General features: G+C 71.0%; 15 protein-coding genes. 8 read left to right on the top strand and 7 right to left on the bottom strand.

Annotation, left to right across the window (positions count from 1 at the left end):
• The first annotated feature begins 11 nt into the window (after positions 1–11).
• Complete coding sequence (locus Acor_RS04355) at positions 12–473, top strand: hypothetical protein (RefSeq protein WP_155335194.1); 462 nt, start codon at positions 12–14, stop codon at positions 471–473.
• Here Acor_RS04355 and Acor_RS04350 read toward each other — a convergent pair.
• Entirely contained in the window at positions 467–1,030 is a 564-nt protein-coding gene (locus Acor_RS04350) for an NADAR family protein (protein ID WP_155335193.1), read from the bottom strand. The two genes, Acor_RS04355 and Acor_RS04350, sit on opposite strands and share 7 nt — an antisense overlap.
• Before the next feature lie 179 nt (positions 1,031–1,209).
• On the opposite strand from Acor_RS04350, the gene Acor_RS04345 reads away from it, so the two are divergent.
• Both Acor_RS04345 and Acor_RS04340 read left to right on the top strand, forming a co-directional pair.
• On the top strand, positions 1,210–3,066 hold the full coding sequence (locus Acor_RS04345; RefSeq protein ID WP_170316785.1) for an RCC1-like domain-containing protein: 1,857 nt from the start codon (positions 1,210–1,212) through the stop codon (positions 3,064–3,066).
• 5 nt (positions 3,067–3,071) lie between these two features.
• The gene (locus Acor_RS04340; RefSeq protein ID WP_155335191.1) at positions 3,072–3,230 is read left to right on the top strand and encodes a hypothetical protein; all 159 of its coding nucleotides are present in this window, start codon (positions 3,072–3,074) and stop codon (positions 3,228–3,230) included.
• Here the strand turns inward: Acor_RS04340 and Acor_RS04335 are convergent.
• Positions 3,227–3,754 (bottom strand): ATP-binding protein, encoded by a 528-nt coding sequence (locus tag Acor_RS04335; RefSeq protein WP_155335190.1) that lies wholly within the window; start codon positions 3,752–3,754, stop codon positions 3,227–3,229. The two genes, Acor_RS04340 and Acor_RS04335, sit on opposite strands and share 4 nt — an antisense overlap.
• Positions 3,755–3,945: 191 nt before the next feature.
• Positions 3,946–4,188: a DUF397 domain-containing protein gene (locus Acor_RS04330; protein ID WP_308805623.1), complete on the bottom strand. Its 243-nt coding sequence runs from the start codon at positions 4,186–4,188 to the stop codon at positions 3,946–3,948.
• 183 nt (positions 4,189–4,371) lie between these two features.
• Here Acor_RS04330 and Acor_RS04325 point away from each other — a divergent pair, with 183 nt between their 5' ends.
• The 3 genes from Acor_RS04325 (at position 4,372) to Acor_RS04315 (ending at position 6,766) form a co-directional block, all read left to right on the top strand.
• Positions 4,372–5,181: an SAM-dependent methyltransferase gene (locus Acor_RS04325; protein WP_246238417.1), complete on the top strand. Its 810-nt coding sequence runs from the start codon at positions 4,372–4,374 to the stop codon at positions 5,179–5,181.
• A gap of 15 nt (positions 5,182–5,196) precedes the next feature.
• Positions 5,197–6,069, top strand: a complete 873-nt coding sequence (locus tag Acor_RS04320) for a helix-turn-helix domain-containing protein (RefSeq protein WP_155335188.1) — start codon at positions 5,197–5,199, stop codon at positions 6,067–6,069.
• A gap of 304 nt (positions 6,070–6,373) precedes the next feature.
• Positions 6,374–6,766, top strand: coding sequence for a helix-turn-helix domain-containing protein (locus tag Acor_RS04315; protein WP_170316784.1), 393 nt, complete (start codon positions 6,374–6,376; stop codon positions 6,764–6,766).
• On the opposite strand, the gene Acor_RS04310 is transcribed toward Acor_RS04315, so the two are convergent.
• Together Acor_RS04310 and Acor_RS04305 are read right to left on the bottom strand one after the other, a co-directional pair.
• Positions 6,760–7,590: an SAM-dependent methyltransferase gene (locus Acor_RS04310; protein ID WP_246238416.1), complete on the bottom strand. Its 831-nt coding sequence runs from the start codon at positions 7,588–7,590 to the stop codon at positions 6,760–6,762. The two genes, Acor_RS04315 and Acor_RS04310, sit on opposite strands and share 7 nt — an antisense overlap.
• A 223-nt stretch (positions 7,591–7,813) precedes the next feature.
• Entirely contained in the window at positions 7,814–10,783 is a 2,970-nt protein-coding gene (locus tag Acor_RS04305; protein WP_155335186.1) for an AfsR/SARP family transcriptional regulator, read from the bottom strand.
• 303 nt (positions 10,784–11,086) lie between these two features.
• On the opposite strand from Acor_RS04305, the gene Acor_RS04300 reads away from it, so the two are divergent.
• Together Acor_RS04300 and Acor_RS04295 are read left to right on the top strand one after the other, a co-directional pair.
• The gene (locus tag Acor_RS04300) at positions 11,087–12,298 is read left to right on the top strand and encodes a hypothetical protein (protein WP_155335185.1); all 1,212 of its coding nucleotides are present in this window, start codon (positions 11,087–11,089) and stop codon (positions 12,296–12,298) included.
• 40 nt (positions 12,299–12,338) lie between these two features.
• A complete protein-coding gene (locus Acor_RS04295) occupies positions 12,339–13,886 on the top strand; it encodes a hypothetical protein (RefSeq protein ID WP_155335184.1) in 1,548 nt (515 codons plus the stop codon).
• Positions 13,887–13,940: 54 nt separating this feature from the next.
• On the opposite strand, the gene Acor_RS04290 is transcribed toward Acor_RS04295, so the two are convergent.
• On the bottom strand, positions 13,941–16,025 hold the full coding sequence (locus Acor_RS04290; RefSeq protein ID WP_155335183.1) for an RNA polymerase sigma factor: 2,085 nt from the start codon (positions 16,023–16,025) through the stop codon (positions 13,941–13,943).
• Between the two features lie 92 nt (positions 16,026–16,117).
• On the bottom strand, positions 16,118–17,521 hold the full coding sequence (locus Acor_RS04285; RefSeq protein WP_170316783.1) for an ATP-grasp domain-containing protein: 1,404 nt from the start codon (positions 17,519–17,521) through the stop codon (positions 16,118–16,120).
• Between the last annotated feature and the right edge of the window lie 585 nt (positions 17,522–18,106).

Genomic DNA, 18,106 nt, shown 5'->3' with positions numbered 1-18,106 from the left:
TGGGGGCTTCCGTGAACGGTCAGGTCAGTGTCGAGGTGCTGCCGATTCGGGTCGACGCCGCCGGGACCTGGCGTTACCGGCACCTGGTCACCCGCCTTGGCGCGAGTGAATCCCCTGACCAGGCGGCCCGACGCGGTGCCGGCGTGCAGGCCGGCGACGCCTCCACGGTGGTCCACTCCACCAGCTGGCGGTACCGACCGCAAGGGCAGATCGTCCTGACGTATGTCGTCTGTCCGGATCCGTTTCCGTACCTGCCGGGCACCGAGCTGGAGTCCTTCCGGCTGGCACGGGGCTCCGGTCCCGCCTCGCCCTCGCCTGAGCACGTGGATCTGGACAACGTGGCCGCTCATGCGCTGCGGCATCTCGCGTACCTGCTGGACCACGATCCGGTCGTCGGCGCGGCCCTCGCCGGGGACGTCGTGGTGGCACGGGCTCTGGAGAGCCTGTCCCGGGAGTTAATCGTCGTTCACTGAAGGGTGTCGCGGGCGTCCATGAGGGCGAAGCCGAGCAGGTTGAGGCCCAGCCAGGTCGAGGGTGACGCGGCGGCCGGGTCGGCGGCGGCCAGGCCGATGCCCCAGATCCGGTCGCGCGGGCTGGCCTCGACCAGGACCCGCTCGCGGGTGGCCAGCAGGAACGCCTTGAGCTCCGGATTCTGGCCGAACTTGGCGATCCCGGCCCGCACCACGATCGGATACCGGTACGCGGCCCACACCTCGTCGTCGAACCCGCGCACCTTCCGGCCCAGGGCCTTGGCCTCGCCCGGCGTGGCCGCGGCCAGGATCTCGCGCGCGGTGGCTTCGTCACCGAAGAGCCACGCCTTGTGGGACATCATGTAGTGCTCGGCGGTACGGAAGACATGGCCGTCCTCGGTGCACTCGGCGGGCCACCACTGACTCAGGCAGCCCGCGCCGACTCCCCCGCCACGCGTCGGCCGGTGCCCCCAGAACCACAGGTACCGCAACCGCGTCCCCGCCTGCTCCGCGTCGATCGCCTCTTGAACAGATCGGGGCAGTCTTGTTGATTCGGGCATCCGTTTACCTTGGCACGCCAAGCCCGTAGACCGCACCCACCGCGCACCTTACGGAACGCCGAAACCACCGCGATCAAGGCCGGCCGGCGCCCGCGGCAGGTTGGCCGGGATGTGGCACGGGATGGAACGGAATGTCCCGCCATAGGGGTGACGGTTATTCAGAGAAGGGCGTGACACCGATGGCGCGGTTCCGATGGCAGGTCGCAGGGCTGGTCCTGTCGCCTGTCCTGTTGGTGGCCGCTGTGCTGTTGCCGGGCGGTCCGGCGGCGGCGCAGTTCGGCTGGTCGCATGTGACCAGTTGGGGTTCCAACTACTACGGGCAGTTGGGCGATGGCAGTACCCAGGAGGTGCACGCCACGCCCGTGCTCGCCGGGCGGACCGATCTGCAGTTCACCGATGTCGCGCTGGGGGGTAGTCACGCGGTGGCCAAGGCCGCCGACGGGACGGTGTGGGCGTGGGGGTTCAACACCTCCGGGCAGCTGGGCGACGGTGGCGTGGTCAACCGGAGTAACACCCCGGTCCGGGTCGTCGGCCTGACCAACGTCGTGGCCGTGTACGCCGGGGGCGCGTTCAGCATGGCCAAACGTTCCGACGGGAGCGTGTGGGCCTGGGGCAGCAACGTGGCGGGGCAGCTGGGCATCGGAGGCGGTCCGAACCGCTTCGCACCGGTACAGGTACCCGCGCTGACCGGCGTGCTCAAAATCTCCCTGGGCGGGCGGCACGGTCTGGCGCTGCTCGGCAACGGTCACCTGTCCAGCTGGGGCGACAACGCCAACGGCCAGCTGGGCACGGGCAACACGGTGCCGCGCGCCACGCCGGGCGCGGTGGTCTCACTGGTCGGGGTGGTGGACCTGGCCGCCGGGGACACCCACAGCCTGGCCGCCACGAACACCGGCCAGGTCAGGGCGTGGGGCCGCAACGACCGCGGCCAGCTCGGCAACGGGACCACGACCCCGGCGACCGTCCCGGCGCTGGTGCCGGGACTGACCGGCGTCGGCAGCGTCGCCACCGGGTGGTCGTACAGCCTGGCGCTGAGCGGGACCGGCCAGGTGTGGGCGTGGGGCGACAACGACCGGGGGCAGCTCGGCATCGGCAGCAGCAACGGCTACCGCGCCACCCCCGACCGGGTGCGCGGGCTGACCAACATCGTCGGCATCGCGTCCGGCCAGTACTTCGGCCTGGCCAGGAGCGGGGCGGGGCAGAACTCGAACGTGTGGGGCTGGGGCGGCAACGACTTCGGCCAGCTGGGCCTCGGCGTGCTGGGCGACCGCGACCTCCCGGTCCCAATCCCGGCACTGGCGGGCAGCCTCAAGGTCACCTCCGGCCCGCAGTCGTCGTTCGCGGCGGCGATCCGCACCATCCCCATCCCGCCCCCCGCCCCGACGCCGACACCGAGCGAGCCGCCGGGAACGCCCACCCTGGGCCCGCAGGATCCGCTTCCGACCGTCTCGCCGGGAACGCCCACATCCAGCCCTCAAGGCCCGCTTCCGACCGGGCCGACGAACCCCCAGCCGACCATCCCGGGCCCGCAGTTCCCGCTTCCGACCATCCCGGGGACGCCCACGCTCGGCCCGCAGGACCCCATTCCGGGAACGCCCACGCTCGGTCCGCAGGATCCGACGCCAACCGTTTCGGGAACTCCCACGCTCGGTCCGCAGGATCCGACGCCAACCGTTTCGGGAACTCCCACGCTCGGTCCGCCGCAACCGGTGGCAGAGTTTGAGTTGGCCGTCGGGGAGACGGCCGGGGCGCTGCCGGTGGGGGGCACGATTGGTGTGCCGCTGGCGGTCACTGGGGAGGATGGATTCATGGACACCGTCGTGTTCGGCGTCGGCCCGCTGCCGAGCGGGGTGAGCGCGGCGTTCGCGCCGAAGGCGGTCATCGGGGGCGGCAAGGCCGTACTGACCCTGACCGCGTCGCCGGAGTCGAAGCCGGGGCGGTTCGCGTTCGCCGTGACGATCACCGGGAAGGCGAACGGCACCGACCTGACCAGAACGGTCAGCTACCAGCTGACCCTCACCGACCCGATCGGATGACACCGATGCCGGAACTCGACCAAGACCTGACCAGCACCGAGACCGAGATTGATCCGGAGCTGCTGACCGACCGCCTGGCCGCGCTGTACACGCTCGTCATGACCGACGACTCGCTGGACGACCCGGATCTGGACCCCGCGGACTGGGACGGCGGGCCGGGCTAGGCCCGGTCGACGGGGAGCGGCAGGGCGAACGCGACGGCCTTGCCGCCGGTGACCCGGTTGGTGGTGGAGATCTTGGTGGGGTAGGCGCCGCACCAGCCGTGGGAGAGGCGGTGCACGACGTCCAGGCCGCGGCCGGACTCCAGCAGCAGCGGGTCGGGGATGGCGTCGATCGCGTCCAGGGTCAGCTGCACCGCGAGCGGCCCGGGGATGGCGGGCAGCGTCTCCGAGCCGTCCACGACCTCGCACACCACCATCGGCGGGCTCCGGTAGAGGCGCAGCTCGAAGGGTGCGCAGGCGTGCCGCAGCGCGTTGGTGACCAGCTCCGAGACCATCACCACGCCGTCGTCGATCGCTTCGCCGCCGAGGCCCAGGCCGGTCAGGACGCCGCGGATGAGATCGCGGCTGCGCACCACGGCGCGCGATCCCTCGGCCAGCGGCCAGACGGCGAGCGATGCGGCCCGGTCCATGCCGGTCTCCGCGAATCTGATGAGCGGCGAGGCGAGTGCGGACTCCGTCCCTCTCACACGGTCCCTCTCACACGTCGATCTTCCGGGCATTCGCGCGGCTGGACAATCCAAATGTGCGGAACGTCCTAAGTATCTATCGGTTTCCGCGCCCGACGCAAGATGACCAACGCCCGAAAACCACGAAGAGCCGGGGTCGCCGGCTCTTCGGGAAAACTCGGGAAAACATGGATAAGCGCTGGCCGAGAGGCTTAGCTCAGGTCGAATTCGCCGTCCTTCACCGCGTTGACGAAGGCACGCCATTCCGCTGGGGTGAACTCCAGCACCGGCCCTCGCCCGTGCTGCTTGGAGTCGCGCACGCCGATGACAGGGTCGGAACCGCCGGGGTTCCCGGCGGTCGCGACCTCGACGCAGTTGTCGCCGCCACTGGAGTGGCTGGACTTGCGCCAGTTGCTGAACTTGCTGTTCTGGTTCATGAACCGTCTTCCGGACAACGGCCAATTCTGGACTGTACAAAAGTGTCGCATGTTCAGAATGTGGCCGTGCACGCCCGAACCGGACGTCACCCCGGTCTTGCCCGGCACGCGATACAGATGGATACTCGGCACGATCAAAAACCTCGGACAGTAGCGAACCCGGAGATATCCAGCCGGACGGACAGACAGGGGCCGGAGCAGGTGTCTGACAGCCACGAGTCGGAGCCCATCAGAATCGACACCACCGCGGCCCACTCGGCCCGGGTGTACGACTACTGGCTGGGCGGCACCACCAACTTCGCCGCCGACCGCGCCGCGGGCGACGCGGTGCTCGCCGCCCGTCCCGGGCTCCGCTACAGCGTGCGGGCCAACCGCGCGTTCCTGGTCCGGGTGGTCAGCTGGCTGGCCGGCGAGATGGGCGTACGGCAGTTCCTGGACATCGGCACCGGGATCCCGAACGAGAACAACACCCACGAGGTGGCCCAGGCGACGGTGCCTGGAGCCCGGGTGGTGTACGCGGACAACGACCCGATCGTGCTGGCGCACGCGCACGAACTGCTGCGCACCTCCCCCGAGGGCGCCACCGACTACATCAACGGCGACCTGCGGGACACCGAGAAGCTGCTCCGCGAGGCGGCGGCGACGCTGGACTTCACCCAGCCGGTGGCGATCCTGCTGCTCGGCGTCATGCACCACATCCCGGACGAGCACGACCCGTACGGCATCGTGAACGCGCTCACCGCCGCCGTGCCCTCCGGCAGTTACCTGGTCATCTCGCACCCGGCCAGCGACCTGCTCCCGGCCACCCAGGGCGAGGCGAGCAAGCGTTACAACCAGCATGTGGCCACCGGGCAGCGGCTGCGCTCCCGCGACGAGGTGGCCGCGTTCTTCGAGGGGCTGGAACTGGTCGAGCCGGGGCTGACCCAGTGGCACCAGTGGCGGCCCGACCTGAACGACGACGCGCCCGAGGGCGCGATCACCGGCCACAGCGGCGTGGCCCGGGTGCCGTAACGTCCGGAGGCTTGGATGATCAGTCCCTATGTACGGCGCCTGCGGCTGGCCACCGAGCTCCGGCACCTGCGGATCGGCGCGCACCTCACCCACGAGCAGCTCGCCAAGCGGATCGGGCTGCCGCGCGCGCAGATCTCCCGGCTGGAGAACGGCCACGTGGTCGACCTCGCCGACATCATGGCCATTCTGGAAGAGCTGGGCGTGCAGGGCGACCAGTGGACCCAGATCATCACGATCGCCCGGGAGGCCGGCGAGCGCGGCTGGTGGGAGTCGAACAAGGCGATGGGCGAGCGGCAGGCGCTCTTCGCCGACCTGGAGGCGGGCGCGGAGACGATCCGCGAGTTCCAGATGACCTTCCTGCCCGGCCTGCTGCAGACGGCCGAGTTCACCCGGGCCCGCGCCCACACCGACCGCCAGGACGGCGCCGACGGCTACAAGCCGGACAAGGCCGCCGAGGCGCGCCTGGGCCGCCAGCGGATGCTGCGCCGGCCGGGCGGCCCGACCTACGAAGTGATCATCGATGAGGTCGCCGTACGGCGGCGCGCGGCCCCCCTGGAAGTCGTGCAGCAACAGCTTTATCACCTTGCGGCTACCGTCAACGGGGACCCGAAGATCACCCTGCGGGTGCTGCCGATCGACGCGATCATCGACGGCTACAGCCTGCCGCGCTCGGCCTTCTCGATCTACACCTTCGCCGACCCCGGCGACCCCACGGTGGTGGCGGTGGACACCGTCACGGACGACCTCGTGCTGACCGAGCCGGACGCCGCGACCCGCTACGAGACCCTTTACACCCGCATCCGGGCGGCGGCCCTGCCCCCTGACCAGAGCCTGCAGTTCCTGATCAAGGCCGCCAGAAACCTACCGAATGGGCATAGCTCCGCGTAACCGGGAGCCGCTTCGGAACGTTCCCACGCCGCGGTCGCGGCGTGGCGCCCTGTGACGGCCCGGACGCGCCGGGAAACGGCCCGCCCCTATCGCGGCGGGCCGATTGCGCAGGTCATCGCCGCTCCAGTTATATTTCCCCGGCTAACTACCGGCTGTGGCAAACTCAAATGCAATTCCCGCTAAATATCCCGGACATTCAAGTTCTCTATAGAACTCGGCGCTTCACAAAAAATGGGGCCTAGCCATTCGGGGGGCCCGCATGTAAGCATGTCGTCAATTGACTTCGGGTCGAAAGGCTTGTCAAGTGACAGTGTCCGAGGTGCTGGGTGACCGCCTCCGCCAACTCCGCAAGGAGGCGGGCCTGACCCAGGATCGACTGGCGCGACGCGCGCATGTGAACGACAGTTACATCTCTCTGATCGAGACGGGGAGGCGGGTCCCGTCGCCCGAGGTGACAGCGGCGCTGGCGGCCGAGCTCGGGTGCACCGCGGAGTACCTGCTGTACGGCAAGGCGGGGATCCCGGTGCAGTACTCGGTGGAGACGCGGGGTGCCGCCAGTCGCCGGCTGCTGCGCCCGCTCAAGCGCCCCCTGGCCGGGTTCCGCCCTGGTGACAAGGTCGAATACCGTCAGTCGGGGGCGCTGCTGATGATCACCTACATACGCCGGGTGGGCGAGGGCGCGGTGCCGGGTCAGTGAGGCTTGACCGCGACTCCACCCAGGATGTGGCCGGGGACGAAATCGGGCGCGGACGCGCCAGGAGCGTCCCCGTTGGGGTGCCAGTCCTGCACCGGGACGACGCCGGGGTGCAGAATGTCGAGCCCGTCGAAGAACTGGACTATCTGGGCCCGGTCCCGCGGATAAAGTGGTTTATTGGTTCGGTTATATATTTCGATAATTCGTTCTTCGTCTTCTTGGGTGGTCACATCCCCGTGTTTACTGTGAGATAGGACCAGATAACTTCCGGGCGGCATCGCGCGCATTATGCGGCCGACGATGTCATGCGGATCGTCAGCGTCGGAGACATAGTGCAGGACAGAAGTGAGGATCACACCGACCGGCCCGTCGAAACTGATCATCTCGTTCAGGCGGGGATCGGCCAGGATCTTTTCGGTCGCGCGCATGTCGCCACTGGTGGCCACGGTATTGCCGTCGGACAGGATCGCCTGGATGTGGGCGAAGACGATGGGGTCGTTGTCGACGTACACGACCCGGGCCCCCGGCGCCGCCGCCTGGGCCATCTGGTGGGTGTTCTCCCTGGTCGGGAGGCCACTGCCGATGTCGAGGAACTGCCTGATCCCACGCTCGGCGAGGTACTTCACGGCGCGCTTGAGGAACGCCCGGTTCCCCACCGCCACGTCGGCGGCGTCGGGCGCGACCTTGAGGAGCTCCTCGGCCGCGACCCGGTCGGGAGCGTGGTTGTCGCTCCCGCCGAGCAGATGATCGTAGATCCTGGAGGCATTCGGACAGTCATGGTCGAACACGTTCTGCCGCTTCATGTAGTCACCCTCGCCGGTGCCCATTGAGCTAGCGTTTGATCACTTTCATCGATCAACCATAGCAACCCGCGCAATTCACGTCAGGTGTGGATCATGTAGTCATGTCGTCCGGAGTTTCCCCGCGAACGACATGAACGTGCCTTGACCGTCGCGAGTATATGACTACATGCCCGACATAGCCGATAATTCCGAGGGAAGAATTTTTCGCTTTGCGGGCGGTCCGAATCCGTCTTTCCGGGTGTTCGGCTTACCAGCCCTGCGCCAGCCGGCGGGTCTCGGTGGCCTCTACCTGGAACCCCAGGTTCTCCAGCTCCGACGCGCTCTGGTCGGCCAGCTTCCTGGCCTCCTCCAGCGAGCCCTGAGCGGCCCGCATGGCGGCGATCCTGGCCCGGCACAGCGGGGCACGGCGGTCGTCGGCCGCGATCTCGAACAGGCCCGCCGCGCGGGTGTAGCGGACGACCGCCTCGGCGTGCCTGGCCAGGCCCGCGAGCGCGTCCCCGGCGAACTCCTCGAAGGCCGCCTCGGCCAGGATGTCGCCGGTCTCCTGGCCCAGCACCCGGCCGTGATCGCACAGGTGCAGCGCCTGGTCGTGGTGGCCGGCGGCGAGCCGTACGGTGATCAGGGTGTCCAGCGCGAGGCTCTCGTAGACGCGCTCGCCGCTCTCCCTGGCGATCTTCCCGGCCCGGGTGAAGGCCGACTCGCAGAGCTGGATCGCCTCCTCGTGGCGGCCCTCCGCGCCCGCCACCAGGCCGAGCACCCGCAGGCAGGCCACCTCGGCGGGGGCGTCCTCGACCTCGCGGGCCAGCTTGTGGCCGCGCCCCGCGTCCGCGGCGGCCTCGTCGAGCGCCCCCTGCCGGTAGCCGACCAGGGCCCGCCAGGCCAGTGACCTGGCCACCCCTTCGGCGTTCTTGACCTGCTCGAACGCCTCCAGGCAGGTGGTCAGCATCTGGATCGGGCGGTGCTCGTCGCCGGGCTGCCTGGCGACCACGGCGGCCAGCCGGAGCCGGGCCTCGGCGGCCAGCCGGGTGTCCTCCTCGGCCGCGGCGGCGCTCATCACCCGCTCCCACATGTCCTCGGCCTCGCGATGCCGGTTCTGGTGGGCCAGGAACGAGGAGAGCCGCAGGGCCAGCCCGTACGCCAGCCGGTAGCGCCTCTCGTCGCAGGCCAGGCGGATCGCGGCCAGGATGTTCGCGCATTCGGCGATGAACCAGACCCCGGGCCCGGAATCGATCAGGTGCCGGGCCTCGTCGGGGGCGAACAGCTCCACGTTCAGGCGGGCCGGGCGAGGAAAGTGTGGCTCTCCGGGCAGGCGTGCGTCGGCCCGGTCGACGAGCTCCAGCCAGCCCAGCAGCAGCCGCTCCACGGCCAGGTCCCGCTCGCTCACGTGGTCCTGCAGCTGCTGCTCGGCGTAGTCGCGGAGCAGGTCGTGCTGGCGGTAGCGGGGCTGCCCGACGGTGCCCGCGCTGACCGTGACCAGCAGGCTCCGGTCCGACAGCGTCTCCAGCAGCTCCTCGGCCTCCAGGGTGCCCAGCAGCATGGCGATCAGCCAGACCGGGAAGTCGCCGGGACCGGCCAGCGCGAGCACCCGGAACGCCTGCTTGGCGGGGGCGGGCAGGGCGTCGTAGCTGTCGGCGATGCTGGCGCTGACGGTCATCTCGTTGGCCCGCAGCGCGCGCAGCCGGTCGCTGAGCCGCCCGGCGAAGTAGGCGATCGGCCAGTTGGGCTGGGCGGACAGCCGGGCCCCCGCGATCCGCACGGCCAGCGGGAAGCCGCCGCAGGCGGCCATCACCTCGTCGGCGGCCTCCGGTTCCGCGGCGACCCGGTCGGCCCCGATGATCTCCTCCAGCAGGCGCAGCGCCTCCTGGCGCTGGAGCGGGTCCAGCCGAAAGGGACGGATACCGGCCCCGCCCGTGAGGTACGCCCGGGAGGTGACGATCACGGCGCAGCCCGCCGTACCGGGCAGGAAGGGCTGGACGTGGTCGGCGCCGGCGGCGTCGTCGATCACCACCAGGACGCGGCGGCCGGCCAGCATGGACCGGAACAGCGCGGCCCGCTCCCCCGTGCCGGCGGGCAGGCTGTCGGCGGGCGCCCCCATCGAGGTGAGCAGCTCGCCGAGCACCTCGGCGGCCTCGCGCGGGCGGGCGGACATGCCGGCCAGGTGGATGTAGATCTGGCCGTCGGGGAAGGCGGCGCGCAGCCGGTGCGCGATGTGGATGGCCAGCGCGGACTTGCCCACCCCCGGCGGGCCGATCAGGGACGCGATCGGCACGCCCATCACGTCGGGGCCCGGGGTCAGGAACTCGGCCACCCGGGCGACCTCGTCCTCGCGGCCGGTGAAGTCGATCACGTCAGGCGGGAGCTGGGCCAGCGGCGGGGGCGGCGGCGCGGGGGCGGGCGTGGCGGCGGCCGGCGCGGGCGCCCTGGTGTCCAGCACCAGCGCCTCGTCGTCGACGTCGATGGCGTCCCTGAGCTGGCGCAACGCCTGGCCGGGGCCGCTGCCGGCCTCGCGCAGCAGGAGCGTGCTGACCGCGTCGAAGTGCCGGAGCGCCTCGGCCCGGTAGCCGGACCGGTACAGGGCCGTCATCAGCAGCGCGTGCAGCTGCTCGGAGAACGGGTCCTCGGCGATGCCGCGGCGCAGGTCGCCCAGGACGTCGCGGTGGTCGCCGAGCTGGATCCGCTCGCGGAAGAGCGAGATCTGCGCGGCCCGGCGCTCGAAGATCAGCTCGTCCCGCATCAGCCGCAGCCGGGCGGTGTGGTCGGGCAGGTCGGCCAGCGGGGGTTCCCCCTGCCCCCAGAGGTTCAGGGCCTCCTGTAGCGTCTGTACGGCCGTCTCGTGCTCGCCCAGCCTGACCGCCTCGGCGCTGGCGGCGACCAGGGCGCGGAACCGGTGCGCGTCCAGCGTGTCGGCGGGGTCGAACTCGATCCGGTAGCCGCCGGAACCGCCGGCCGGGATCCGGCCGGGCAGCACCCGGCGCAGCTGCGAGAGGCAGGTCTTGAGCGAGCCGTCGCGGGCGTACCCGTCCCCCCAGACGGCCTCCATCAACTCACCCGGTGACAGCCCTTGTTCACCGGCCAGCAGAAGCGCGCACAGGGCCCTTCTCTTGATCGGCGAAATGGCCAGCGGGCCGCCCTCGTCCGGGATCACTTCCAACCGGGTCAAGATCCGGAAGTGCAACGCCTGGCCCCCAATCCGCTCGGAGGTGCGCGTCAACAACATGACATTGACCGGGAATCCGTTGAAAACAGCGCAGTGGAGATACTACTGCCTTTCTGTCTCCAGGCCATGACTAAATGCTGACTGGGTTGCAACCTCCCGATTACCACCCCTGGATAGCGTTCAAAGCCCCGGACAGGCAGGAGTTTCCCTCATGTCACCAGGGTGCACATCTGGTCCCGCCCGTAACCCACTCCGACTGCTTCTGACTGGCGAGGGAAGTGCCGGAGCCGAGAAAGAGTAAGTCGAAATATCTAGTTTTGGACAAGCCTTAAAGTTGCCTTAATGCATAAGAGGAGGCGCCACGTGGGCGACTGGGAGGTCTCGCCAGATCCTCGCTGCCCGGCACTGCCTGACGCCGAACCCCCGCCAGGCCGTTTCGTCGTGGACGGTCACCCCATGCACGGGGTGTACCGGCGGCCCACCAAGGCCGCCTTCTGCGACCTCCTCGTCACCTGGAACGGCCACCGGCTGTGGCAGGGCGAGGAAGCCGCACGCTTCACCGTGGACGCGTCCCCGCTGCTCAGCATCTGGAACCTGGTCTACGCCGACGACTTCGCCGCCTCCGGCTGGCTGGTCAGGGCGCGGGCCGACCAGGCGGGACGCAGCCTCCAGTGGGCCGGCCCCGAACCCAGCGGGCGGGCCAATTGGATCGATCTATGGAAGGCGCGGGCGCTCCTCGACGGCCTGCTGCCCTTCGCCCGGCTGACCCTGCCGGAGTCCGACGCGCTGCGCTGGTGCGCCGCCGCCGGGCGGGCCGGCGTGATCGCCAACATCACCCGGGGCGGGCCGCCCGACCCGCTGGCCGAGGCCGGGAACGATCTGCTGCTGATCACCGCCTCCCGGGACGAGACGTACGGGCGGCTGTTCCCCATCGACGCCATCATCGACGGTTACCGTGAGGTGCTGCCGAAGGCGATCGCGGAGCGGGAGATCGAATCCCTTGAGTACCACCGCACTTTGTCGCTCGCCACCTACGTGGCCGCGCACTGCCAGCTGGACGAGGTGGGCGGCGCGGTCCGCGGGCTCACTCTCGGCTATCCGGTCGCGGTGACGGTGGCCCAGATCGTGGACGCCGCCTTCCCGCTGACCGACCCCGACGCGATCACGACGAACGGGCGGGCGCTGCCGTACCGGCTGGAGGGGGCGGAATCGGTGGACGGCGAGTTCCAGCTGGAGATCCCGTCCTGCCCGTACTCGTCGCACGCGCACGCGCGGCTGCGCGATCCGCTGCCGGCGATGGGACCGGAGCTGATCGAATTCGTCCGCGGAAACTGGTCGCCGGAGTTCCTTCCTGGATCTGAGGTGAATTCGCTTGAGGAGCTGTCCGGGCGGACTTACGTCCTCTCCGTGGCTTATGTGCATTACCTCGTCTCACGCGCGTTCGAGGCGCGCCCGCTCGATTCCGACGTGCACGCCTATATCTGCTGCCTGCTCCGGGATCTCGGGCACGAGCCCCGGCAGCTCGTCAACGAGGTCAGGCTCATGGAACGCGCGGGGCTCCGGGGGAAACCTTGACAGGTCGCATTGACGGGTGCCGATGACCACTCCAGCGCTCATGACAGATAAGGGATGCTCCGTCCGGGAATGCGAACGGACCGTCCTGGCCCTCGGCGTATGCGCCCAGCATTACTACGGCGCCCCAGACAAACGCTCCACCTGCACGGCCGACTGCGACCGCCAGGTCCACCGGCGCGGCCTGTGCACCTCGCATTACCGCCTCTGGCGGCTCGCCGTGGCCGAGCCCTGCTCCATCGAGGGCTGCGAGCGCCCAGCCGCCGACAGCGGCATGTGCGGGCTGCACGTCCAGCGGGTGCGCAAGTCCGGCCGGGCGGGTGAGGCGGCCTCGCGGCTGCGCTCCACCGACGGGCTCTGCGGCGAGGACGGCTGCGAGCTGAAGATCTTCACGCGCGGGCTGTGCCGCGGCCACTACCTGGCGCACGGGCTGCCCTGCTCGATCGACGGCTGCGAGAAGCCGGTGGTGGCCCGCAAGCTGTGCGGCATGCACTACGCCCGGCTGACCAAGACCGGCGACCCGGGGGACGCCCGGCCGCGCCGTACCCGCCAGAAGGAGCCAGCCGAGCGGCCGCGGGCCGAGGCGGCGCAGCACCTGTGCGCGATCGACGGGTGCGAGCGGGCGGTGTGGAGCCGCGAGCTGTGCGGGATGCACTACCAGCGCCGCCGCGCCTACGGGGACCCGACCCGGGTGCCGCCGCGCTGGGAGCGGCGGCCGTGCGCGGTGGCGGACTGCCAGGAGCGGGCCAGGGATCTCGGCCGCTGCCCCAGGCACGCCGCCCAGCTGCGCCGGGAGCGGCTGCGGGAGCGCGCCGCCAAGGCGCCGCGGCCGGAGGCGGTCATGGCGCTGGCGGAGGCCGCCGAGGCGGCCCGCCGGTGGCGCGAGGTCTCCGCCGAGGTGACGGCCGGCCGCCGGGACCGCAACGACCTGGTACGGACCTTCGCCCTGATCTCGGGCGAGACGGCCAGCGCCCGGCTGGCCGCGGCCTCGGGCCTGCGGCAGGGCACCCTCCGGCAGATCATCGCGCACCGGGCCGAGCACGCCGACGAGCCCGAGCGGCTGGCCGAGTGGCGGCCGCTGCTGACCGACCTGAGCGCGGCCGGGGCGGCCATCGCCCGCGCCGACCGGGAGCGGGCCGAACTGGTCGTGGCCTGCTGGGAGAGCGGCGCCACCAACGCCGCCGCGCTGCGCCGGGCCAGCGGCCTGCCCAAGTCCGAGGTCGAGCGGATCATCCTGGCCGCCCGCGGCAACGGCTACCAGCGCCATCCCGGGCGGGGCCGGCACGCGCCTCCCTCACCGGTGGTGGAGGCGCTGGAGCGGTCGGTGGCCGAGATCGGCGAGCTGACCCAGCTGCGCCAGGGCATCAGCCTGCGGCTCCTGCAGGGCATCGGCCGGCTGAGCGAGATCCTCGCGCACACCGCGGACGCCGAACTGGCCGCCCGCGGCAAGCGGGACCAGCTGATCGCCGAGTGCTGGCGGGCCGGCACCCACAACCTGTCGCTGATCGAACGAAGGACCGGCCTGTCCCAGGCCACCGTCTACAAGGCGCTGCGCGACCACGGGATCAACCCGCCCGAGGTGCGCAGATAATCCGGTCTCCGGGGGCGGCCTTGCCGCGCGCCCGCCCGCCCCCGGAGCCCGAGCTCAGTTGGACGCGCAGCTGACGACGGTGAGGGTGATCTTCCCGTCGGTGCTGACGCCCTTGTTCCTGCCGGTCCACCTGATCGTGATGACGTCCATCGCGCTGGTCTCCACGTCCAGCACGTCGTCCGACTCGAACAGGCAGGAGGAGGTCCCCAGGCCCGCGTCGGTCAGGCCGATCTCCAGCCGGATCTTCTGGCCGGCCGCGATGGCGCCGGAGCCGGGATTGAGCTCGACCAGGCCGTCCTCGCTGACGGCCCGCCACTTGACCGTCCCCGCGTTGACCGAGAAGGCGACGGTCCCGACGCCGTCCTGCAGTTCGATCCGCTGGGGCCGTACGGTCAGGGCCGGGCGCACCACCGGCGCCGGCTTCTTGACCACCGGCTTGACGACCGGCCGCACCACGGGCTTACTGCTGGCCGGCTGGGTACGGCGCTGCGCCGGAGACGGCTTCGGCTTCGCCGACGTGACGGGCACGGCGGGCACGGCGCTCGGCTCGGCCCTGGCCGGGGTCGGCACCGGCTTGGTCAGCTGCGGCACGGCGACCGGCTCCCGCGCCCCGGTGGTGGCGACGGTCAGCCCCGACGGGTGGTAGTCCCGGGCCGACAGGCCGCGCCACGCCAGCGACACGATGAGCAGCGCCGCCGCGCCGAGCGCGACCACCCTGACCGGGCGGCGGGGGCGTTCCCCGTTCTCCCTGCGCCGCTCCCTGCTCTCCCTGCGCCGCCTGGCCCGCGCCCTGGTGCCGCGCCTGGACAGCTTGCCGCGGGTGGAGACGTTCTCGTCCCAGACCTCGGCGCCGGTCACCACGGAACGTTCCCGCACAGGGGCGGGGACCCGGGCGGTGATGCGGCGGTCCCAGATCTCCTCGGCCGGGGCGAGGTCGCCCAGGTCGTCGTCCAGCGGCCGGCGCGGCCCGGGGATCAGGTGCGGGTTGGCGCGCGGGCGGCGGGTGCGCAGCGGCGTGGCGTCGTCCCAGGCGGAGTCCGGCAGGCGGAGCGCGGGACGGTTCTCCCAGACCTTGTCCTCCCACGGGAGCGGGGCGCGGCCCTCCCGCACCTCCTCCGGCAGGCGGGGGGCGGGAGGGCGACGCTCCTCCCGGGCGTCTTCCGTCGGGTATGGGCCGGAAGGACCGGAGGATTCGGTTTCTGTGTCGGTGTCGGCGTAGTAGTCCGCGTAGACGGGCGCGCCGAGCGGCATCGAGCGCGGCCGTCCCCGCGAGTCGCGGAACATCGGCTCGGGCTCGGGCTCGGGCCGCCGCCTGGGCGCGTGCCCGCTCTCCTGCCGGTGCCGGCGGGCCAGCGGCTTGGCCGGCTCGCGGTAGGCGTCGTGGGTGTCGTACGCGTCCGGCTGGAGCGGGTAGTCGTGCTGGCTCCACCGGATCTCGACGCTCTCCGGCCGGGCCGGCTGCTCGATCCTGGCGCGGGCCAGGTCGTCCAGCTCGGCGATCGGCAGCCGGGCCAGCAGGGCCGGGACCGAGACGGTCAGGTTGGCCGCCTGGGCGCAGGTGCCGCAGGTCAGCAGGTGCGTCTTGAGCCGGCTGCGGAGCTCCCTGCGCGGGGACTCCAGCCAGTCCAGCGCGATCGGCTCGCCGGCCCGGCAGACCGAACGGCCGGTCTGCGCCAGCCGGACGCAGGTCACGAAGGACTCGACCAGGTCCTGGGCGCTCAGGGCGAGGCGGGCCGCCTCGTCGGTGGGCACCCCGAGCACCAGGCCGACCGCGGGGATGGAGAGCCCGTGCCGGTGGATCAGCTCCAGCACCTCCCGCTCGCGGCGGCCGAGCGCGCCCATGGCGTTGGCGGTCAGCTCGGTGTCGTCCCCGTGCGGGGTGCCGCTGATCGGCGGGAAGGGGGCGGTGGTGAAGCCGCCGTAGTGGGGCTGGGCCAGGCAGTGCACCCGGGCGATGGCGTACAGCCAGGAGCGCAGGTGCTCGTGTCCGGGGTACAGGTCCTGGTGCACCACCGCCAGCGCGAAGGTGTTGCGCACCGCGTTGACGGTGGCCAGCTTGTCGCCGAGCCAGAGGGAACAGTAGTCGTAGAGGCTCCGCCCGTGGTCGGAGATGAGATCTTCGGCCGCGGGTAACCGCATGATGGGGGCCTTCGGCGGAGCGGCTTCCGACGGGTCCTGCGGTGCTCGGCTTACCATTCCCTTTGTCTCCCGGAAGAGGTCGAACGTGATCGTTATCGGGAGCCCGACACCGACATGGCCGGCGGCGCGGAGCCGTCGGCGGCGACGACCGTGACCTTCAGCGCCCTGCGCAGCCGGTCCAGCCGTTCGTGGCATTCCCTGCGGTTGCGGCCGGTGACGACGGCGAGCCCGATCCGCGCGGTGTGCCCGTCGGGGGACGGGTCCACGGCGCTGCCCGGCGCGACGTCCAGCACCAGCCGCTCCAGCCAGGCGGCCCGGCCGACCTGGTCGCTCAGCTGGGCGCCCAGCTCCAGCCGGGAGACCTTGCCCGGGGCGGGCGCGCTGAGGTAGGTGACGGCGGCCACCCGGTGGTGGCGCTGCGGCGTGACGGTCATCGGGGCGCCGCAGGCGATCATGGTTTCGGCGGTGGCCAGGTCCGCCCCGGTGGCCAGGTAGACCAGCCGGGTGACCAGGTCGTGCAGCCCGGGGTTGACGGCCATCACGCACGGCCCCGCCGGGGTGAGGCGCATGCTCACCTGGCTGGCGCCGTCCTGGACGCCCAGCGCCCGCAGGCTCACGTTGGCGGCGTGCCTGATGGTCTGGTCGTCCAGCAGCGGATCGGCCGCGTCGACCAGGTGGCCCAGGTCGGCGGCGCTGGGGGTGAAGTCCACCATGGTGCGGACGATGCTGACCAGCTGGGTGACCCCGCCGACGGTCAGGCAGATCGCGACGATCTCGGGGCCGTCCAGGCGCTGCTCCACCAGCACGCCGCGGCGGGCGCCCAGGGTGGCCGCGGCGGCGGTGGCGGCCCCGGCGGTGGCGGCGAAGCCGGTGATGAGGCGGCCGTGGTCCTCGGCCAGCCTGGCCGGGTAGCCGGTGGTCTTGAGGCGGGGCTTGAGCACGACCGGGTAGCCGAGCGTCCTGGCCGCCTCCTCGGCCTCGGCCAGGTCGACCGCGAGCGCCGAGCGCGGCACCGCGCAGCCGGAGGCCTCCAGCAGGGTCCGGGTGACGGCACGGTCCCGGCTGGCGGTGGCGGCGGTCCGGCCGTACCCGGGGAGGCGGAGCCGGTCGGCGACCGCGGCGGCGGCGGCGAAGTGCCGGTCCTCCCAGCAGATGATCCCGTTGACCGGGTCCGGGTGGGCGGCCACGACCGCCGACAGGGTGGCGGCGTTCATCGCGGACACCCACTTGTGCCCGGCCAGGTACGGCCGCTGCCACGCGGCGGGGGCGGACCGGTCGAAGGAGAGCACCCGGACCCCGGCTTCGTGCAGCCGGCGGTAGAGGTGCTCGCGGCCGGTCCTGTCGGCCTGCCCGCCGCCGATCATCGCGATCAGCGGGCCGGCCTCCGGCACCGCGCGAACGGCCCTGCGGTGCGGCCACGGACGGCGCACCGGGGTCGGCGCGGGTTCCTGGTCATCGGCATCTGAATACGGATAGGCGAGGTTCACAGCGGCCACCGTTCTACTCGGCGGGAATTGCATCGGGAATATGAAGTAACGTCTCTAGATAAGGCTCGCAAAGCTCTCTAGATAAGTCGCTGATTTAGTTTTCCGACTGCCTGGCGCCCTTCTCCGCCACCCTGCGGTGACTGACTCCCCTAGCACGCCAGGCAATCAATGTGATGGTCAGGCCCTTGACACACGGTTGTCAAGGGCACCGTCATGACATTTCTGATACCCCCTTCTCACCTGACAGAAATGGCCAGTCAGTAAGCTTACTGGAGTCAAGAAAAGCGCCCGTTCGCGTGCCATTTATGTGAACTTTCATCGAACCCCTAGCGTGATTCGAGTTCGCCTGTCTATGCTCCCGACTCAAAGAATTGAATCTTGTCAAGAACGTCGTCGAGAAGAAATAGCAGGTCACTGAACATTGGTCCTCGCGGACCACCCGAACCCCAGTTCAACGCGGGCCGCGCGCCCGCTGACCCGAAGGAGCGGCATGCGCCGCAATCCGTTTCCCGGCACCGGACCCGATCGTCCGCGGCCCTCGGCCTTCCCGGACTACCTGGTGACCGCCCCGCCCTACCCCACTCCCCCGGCCCC

Origin of the sequence: Acrocarpospora corrugata (assembly GCF_009687845.1) — a bacterium.
Lineage (GTDB): Bacteria > Actinomycetota > Actinomycetes > Streptosporangiales > Streptosporangiaceae > Acrocarpospora > Acrocarpospora corrugata.
This window is presented reverse-complemented; position numbering and strand designations above follow the sequence as displayed.